6 protein-coding genes are annotated in these 5,966 nt (G+C 68.2%); 1 reads left to right on the forward strand and 5 read right to left on the reverse strand.

The features are described 5' to 3' along the window. The 5 genes from K2Z83_RS27570 to K2Z83_RS27590 all read right to left on the reverse strand — a co-directional run. Positions 1-556: hypothetical protein (locus K2Z83_RS27570; protein WP_220598382.1), on the reverse strand; the 556-nt coding region annotated here is incomplete at its 3' end. A 106-nt stretch (positions 557-662) separates the two neighbouring features. Beyond that, positions 663-1,991 carry a DUF6094 domain-containing protein gene (locus K2Z83_RS27575; protein WP_220598383.1) on the reverse strand — a complete coding sequence of 443 codons (1,329 nt, stop codon included), beginning with the start codon at positions 1,989-1,991 and terminating at the stop codon, positions 663-665. An 88-nt stretch (positions 1,992-2,079) separates the two neighbouring features. Further along, positions 2,080-2,913 (reverse strand): hypothetical protein, encoded by an 834-nt coding sequence (locus K2Z83_RS27580; protein WP_220598384.1) that lies wholly within the window; start codon positions 2,911-2,913, stop codon positions 2,080-2,082. A 122-nt stretch (positions 2,914-3,035) separates the two neighbouring features. Next, positions 3,036-3,950 (reverse strand): hypothetical protein, encoded by a 915-nt coding sequence (locus K2Z83_RS27585; protein ID WP_220598385.1) that lies wholly within the window; start codon positions 3,948-3,950, stop codon positions 3,036-3,038. Positions 3,951-4,050: 100 nt separating this feature from the next. Continuing rightward, positions 4,051-4,893, reverse strand: a complete 843-nt coding sequence (locus K2Z83_RS27590; protein WP_220598386.1) for a hypothetical protein — start codon at positions 4,891-4,893, stop codon at positions 4,051-4,053. Between the two features lie 777 nt (positions 4,894-5,670). Here K2Z83_RS27590 and K2Z83_RS27595 point away from each other — a divergent pair. Next, on the forward strand, positions 5,671-5,966 hold a 296-nt coding region (locus K2Z83_RS27595; protein ID WP_220598387.1), incomplete at its 3' end, for a nitroreductase family protein.

Here is a 5,966-nt window from a genome sequence, read left to right on the forward strand (position 1 = left end):
TCAGCGGCGCTCCGGCGGGGATGTCCCAGGTGATGCCGCAGGCATCTTGCACCGGCACGGCGCAGCGGGCGCGCCGCGCGGAGATGACGGAAACCGTTGTCCGCTTCGTGCGGGTGATGAGCGCTGGCTCCCAATCCAGGCTGAAGGCGCGGGTCTTGGACTGCGAGAAGACCCCGACGACGACGGGGGCCGACGACTCGGCGGCCCGACGCATCCAGGTATCCACATCGCGGAAGGTGCCGATTATCACCACCTCTGCCTCAGGGTAGGCACCGGCGAACTCGCGCTCCCAGGTCGTCGTGACCCGCATCGGGGTCGAGACGGCGATGGGCAGGGCGCGGGGGGCGTCGCCGGTGACGTGGGGGTTGTTGCGCCAGGCCCGGATGAGCCGGTAGGCCCAGGTGGGCAGCGGCTGGCCACGGAACTCGGCGGCCCGACCGTGGAAGCGCCGGGCGAAGAGGGCGGTCAGGGCAATGGCCTGGCGGGTCTTGCCCGAGCCGGGCGAGCCCTGAAAGCCGATCTGCTTGCTGGCATGGATGCGCGTGCGGTGTGCCATACAGGAGCCTCTTTCGTAGGTAAGGCTCCAGGGAGTGCGCCCGCCCAGAGGCGCAGCGGGTGCTCCCTGGGGCCGGGCGATACACAAGCATGACGAGAACGTGAGATCAGGCGTGGCCGTTGAGCATGCGCCACATCGCGAGGGTGCGGTGCATCTGCGGGATAGCCAGGCCGGCGTGGGTGGCGCTGGGCAGGGTCTTATCGAGCCCGATCCGGGCGATCGTCGCTAGCTCCCAATCCTGCACCGTATCGGGCAGGTAGCGGGGACGGCGGCGCTGGAGTACCAGCGGGGTCAGCTGCGGCAGCAGCGGGGTGAGAAAGGCGAAGGCATCGGTCGCGCCGACGTGGTAGCGCACCGCGCCGGTGCGCAGGTCGATCACCCCCATGATCGGGTGGTCGGTGGTGCGGGTCATCTCCGTCACCCCCTTCTCGGCCTGCTCTTCGTCAATCGGCACGGGCGCAGCCTCGAAGGTGATGAACGTGGTCATCACATAGCGGTCGAGCACCAGCTCGCCGTCGAACATTCCGGTGAGGATCTCTGCGGCGATGTGGGCCGGGCCGAGCATGGGCATGGCCGAGGGCGGGATGGCACCCTCCTCGGCAAAGGTCGTATCCTCCGCCCAGCCGGGTTCGAGGTGAACCCCGTGGGTGGAGAGGGCGGTGAGCAGCTGGGCGTCGTCGGCATTGAGCAAGGTGTACTGCGGCGCGATGAGGCCGCCAGGCACCTGGTAGGGCTGGGCGATAGGGGCATCAGGGATAACCGGGGGCGGCGTGCCGCCAGCCCACCAGCTCTCGTGCGTGGCATCGGGCTTGCGGTAGCGGAAGCCGCGCAGGCGCGCGACCACGACCACATCCGGCTCGGGGAGGGGCTGCGCCCGCTTCACGCCGATCACGATAATCTGCGTGAAGCGCTGGAACGCGGCCTCATCGGCTGTAGGGTCGCCGTCAGGGAAGCGGTAGACCTGGATGTCGGTGAACCAGCGCGCCCAGAGGCCGACCATATCGGCGTTCCAGGCGCTGCGCGCTGGGTAGACGCCGAAGGCGATGCCTCCCGACACGAGCTGATCAAGGGCGTGCTTGGTAATCGTGTACTCAGCCCGCCGCCCGTTCTGGAGAAAGTAGGGCGGGTTGAGCGCAAGCACCTGCGCGAAGGGGCCATCAAAGCGGACGGCCTCGATGGGGGAGGTGAGAATCGTCGCGGCGGGGAGGTGTGCCTGTGCGGCCTCAGCGCGCACGCGGTGCAGCTCCACCCCGACGAGGGTGGCGTCCGGCAGCGCGGCGAAGGGGGCGAGCAAGTCACCCTCGCCGGCGGTCGGGTCGAAAACGGTGAACGGCCCATTGGTGCTCAGGAGGTGGTTGACCACCTTCTGGGTCTCGCTGGGTGGGGTACGAACAAACGCCTCGTTTGCGAGGTTGCGGTGCAGTCCATTCGCCATGATCGGCTCCTTTCGCTGGGGAGCCGGGCAGTCATCCCCCGCGCCGGGGAAGGGTGCCGCCCGGCGTGTGGTGGGAGGGAGAGCGACGCTAGTCAGCCGCGACGGCGGTTGCCGCCGGGAGGACGAAGGATTCGTCCCGCACGGTGCGGGACGGAATGGGCAGCCATCCATCGGTCACGCCCCGGCTGACCAGGGCGTTCCAGTGGAGCAGCGAGTCGCGGATCGCCCATGCGGCGATCCCAGCGGAGGGGAGCGGCTCGATCAGGCCGCGCTCCCGCCCGCGCTCCCAGAGCGCATCGGCCCAGGCGCGGGCGACGGGACGCAGCTCAGGCTGGCGCGCACGGAGGATGATCGCCCGCATGCCGACCAGCGTTCCGATGAAGGCACCGTAGCTCGGTGTCGGGCTCACCCCGTCGTCCTGGGTGGCGCAGACGTAGCGCCAGCTCGGGGGCGTCTTCGTGTCATCCTCGGTCAGAGCGAGGGGCGCAGGCGCATCATCCGACTCGCCCTCCTGCTTCAGCTTGAGCAGCTGTGGCGGGATATCGGGCGTTGACTGGAGGTTGAAGGCCAGGCGCAGCCCGCTGCTGCGCACGAAATAGTTGGCCGTCATCCGCCCAACCCCCTGTAGGCGCCGGGAGGTCTGCGTGTAGTGGTTGGTCAGACGACTGAGCAGGCGCGGCCCCTGCCAGGGGCCATGCTCCTCATCAGGAACAAAGGCAATGTCTTTGTCGCCCAGGAAGAGGGCGGCGATGCGGCTGCTGATGGCGGTGTCGTGGCCGACCAGGTTGAGCATGACGACCGCCCCATCCGGGTGGGTCGCCAGCGCGGCGACGTGGATGGTGGCCGCGCCCTCGTATTGGATCTGCCCGACGAAGCGGGCGGGGTGGTACGGGCGCACGGTGGTGGTATCGCTGAGGGGCATCAGGGAGCCTCTTTCTGTGATGCAGATCGAGACGCCCATAGCCCCATCCAACGGGGGCCACGGGCGCCTCCGAAGGGAGCGGATTATCGGCCTATCGGCTATCGGCCTATCGGCTATTGTGATCAGCAGGGCATCGCCATGCAGGCGACGGCGACATTCAGGCCGGGGCCGGTGACGGCCAGCAGCCCGGAGCCGCTGGAGTCGGTCTGGATGGCCATCGTCAGGCTCAGCGCGTCCCTGGCGGCATCGCTGTTGATCGCCGACCAGAGATCGGCGAACTCGGCTGCGGTCAGGGAGCAGATCGCCCCGCTGACAATGGTGGCCGGGGTGGTCGCCCCGTAGACACCGCTGTTCGCGGCGACCAGCTGGTCGTCGGCGCTCAGCAGCAGATCGACATCCCCCTCGGCGACCTTCCGCTGCTTGACGCGGATGCGGCCGAGGATGGCGAACAGCTCGGGGCCGAAGATCTCGGCCCGGGCGATCTCAGTGAGGGCGTCCTCCTCGGCGATCGCCGGGGAGGGGTCGTCGGTAGGCACCAGGGCCAGTTGTGGGGCCTCCAGTTCCTGGGCCAGCCGCAGGTACTCGACGGCCATCTGATGTTTACACATTCCGCTCGTGGCCCGCATGGAGCCCTTGCAGATGGTCGATGCCTTGCCGCCCTTACTTGACCAGGAGAAGCCCTGGCAGAACTCGGGGGTGACCCGATAGCGGTCACCTTCCGATCCGATGATGACCACATGGTCGTCGTGGATCTCCCAGAGCGCTGGGTCGAGCGCGATGGCGAGCGCCTTGTCGAGCTGGTTGCCGATAGGGCGCTGCTGGGCCGTGCGCTCCTTGGCAGCGGCGGGCACCTTGTAGTAGGCGAGCATCCGCAGGTGCGCCAGGCGCACCCTCCACTCCGAGACGGCGACGCCGCCGCGGGGGAGGGAGAGCGACCCGAACGGGTCGGTGGGCAACACTGGGATGGGGAGGTCGAAGGGGATGGTCGATGCCACCGGCTCGGCGGCCAGCGTAGTAGAGGTGGGTGCGAGGGTCACGGGAGCCTCCTTCAGAAGGGGGCCGATCTAGATGCCCCACGGGGGCGATCTCGTAGATCGGCCCCCTGATTATGGGGTGGTGAAGCGTTGGACGCCGCTGCTAGGCGGCGACCTTCTCGGCGTTCGCCGTGTCCAGCAGTGCGATGATCTGGGAGGCCCGGCCCTTGGTGAGCCGGTGGGCCTGCTCGGCCTCATCGCGCAGGTACGGCCAGGTGGCCGAGTCGCGCAGCCCCTTGAGGGCGACGCGCTGGTAGCCTAGCACGGTGGCGATCTGCGGCGCAAGCTGCTGGAGCTCAGCGTCGTTGAGTCGCTCAACGGTGCGAACAATCTTGGTGATCTGGGCCTCGCTGGCCGGGTCGTTGGGGTTGCGGATGCGGTCGCCGATGGGCGGCAGCGCCTGACGGGGCTGGCCCGCGCCGGTGCGCTGCTCGGCCTCGGCGAGCGCCTGGCGGGCCTGGGCATGCGTCGCGGGGTCGGCGCGGCGCGTGGTGCGGCCACCGGCCTGGCGTCCGTCAATCTCGGCGCGCTGCTGCTGCTCCTGCTCGGCCTTCTGGGCCTTGATCGCGTCGATCAGGGCGGCGGCCTGGGCGGCGCTCATCGTCTCCCAGGAGTCGACCCCCTGAGCGACCGCGAATGCGGTCAGGGCGTCGCCGTCCCAGCCCACCTCGCGGGCCAGGGTGTCGATGAAGGCCCGCTGCTTATCGCTGGCGGGCTTCGGCGCGGAGGCGGGCGCTGCTGGGGTGTCGGCGCGAACCTGGGAGGCCTGCTGGGCCACCGCCTCGTGCTGGGCGGTGTAGATCCGCCAGCCGAGGTCGACGGCGCGCTGCACCGCATCGTCGCCGGCGTCCAGCGGCAGGGTGATCGTCTCCTCCAGGGTGATGTAGTCCTCACCGAGGCGGATAGCGGCGCGGTAGGTGCGGGTGACGGTTGGGGACGTAGACATGGAACAGCTCCTGGTGGTGATGCCGCCCATCGGGCGGCTGTACGGGTGACAGCCCCCTGGGCGGGGTGTGCGATGAGGCGCAAAACGCAAAAAGACCCGCAACAGCGATCTGTGTCACAGATGGTGTGCAGGTAGGGTGGGGCAAGACGCCCCGATAGAGAGAAATGTGGGAGAGAGAAAGATCAGAGCAGTCTAAAACTGCTCGTTGCGCCAGGTTGTGAGGGTGCGCGGCCGAGGATGGGCGGGGCACCTCGCGCCAGGGGCGGCGCCGCCCCGGTGTGCCTGATGGCGGGGAGCGGGGCCGGCTGCGCGCGGAGGGGGCCACCCTCGCACGACCGGGCCGTCGTAGGAACGGCTTCAGGAAGGATACCACACCGGCACAAATTAGATATAACCACGCGCGACAATCACCCGAAGGGGTATCGCCCCGGTATCGGATCGTGGGCCGTGGCGTTAGTGGGGCGGGGAAAACACGCAAGAGAAGATACATTGAGACACCGAGACGCCGGCAGCGGTAGATCATGGCGCTCAGTCTATACCAATGCTGGGGTGCAGGCATGAATTGACAGTGAGTTGAGCGCTCCTCACAAAGACGGTACGATCTGTCTATCACAACCGCTCATACTGACTTCCCCTCGGCGGCCCTATCGACAGCGTGAGGCACGCACTGAGGCGGCACCTGCGGCTGCCTGACAACTCATGCCTGCACCCCCAATGCTGCGGCACGCCGGTTGCTACCGATGTGCATGAACAACGCTACCCACAAGGAGCTATCGCATGGATGTCTTTGAGACCGTCCGCACCGTCCTGGCAGTGCGGCACTACCAGGATCGCCCAGTCCCGGCGACTCTGGTACACCAGATCGTCGACGCTGGGCGGCTGACCGGTAGCAGTATGAACGGCCAGCCCTGGCACTTCATCGTGGTCGAGGATCGCGAGACCCTCCGCCAGATCGGCGCGCTGGCTCGCTCCGGCCCGTATATCGCTGAGGCCCCGCTGGCCATCGTCGTGCTGATCGAGCACACGGAGTATGCCGTCTCCGACGCGAGCCGAGCCATCCAGTCGATGGTGCT

It is taken from the genome of Oscillochloris sp. ZM17-4 (assembly GCF_019599295.1).
Lineage (GTDB): Bacteria > Chloroflexota > Chloroflexia > Chloroflexales > Chloroflexaceae > Oscillochloris.

What these genes read in the sequence shown, in the direction of transcription:
- K2Z83_RS27575 (WP_220598383.1), bottom strand. Translation starts at nt 1,991, where the DNA reads ATGGCGAATGGACTGCACCGCAACCTCGCAAACGAGGCGTTTGTTCGT.
- K2Z83_RS27580 (WP_220598384.1), bottom strand. Translation starts at nt 2,913, where the DNA reads ATGCCCCTCAGCGATACCACCACCGTGCGCCCGTACCACCCCGCCCGC.
- K2Z83_RS27590 (WP_220598386.1), bottom strand. Translation starts at nt 4,893, where the DNA reads ATGTCTACGTCCCCAACCGTCACCCGCACCTACCGCGCCGCTATCCGC.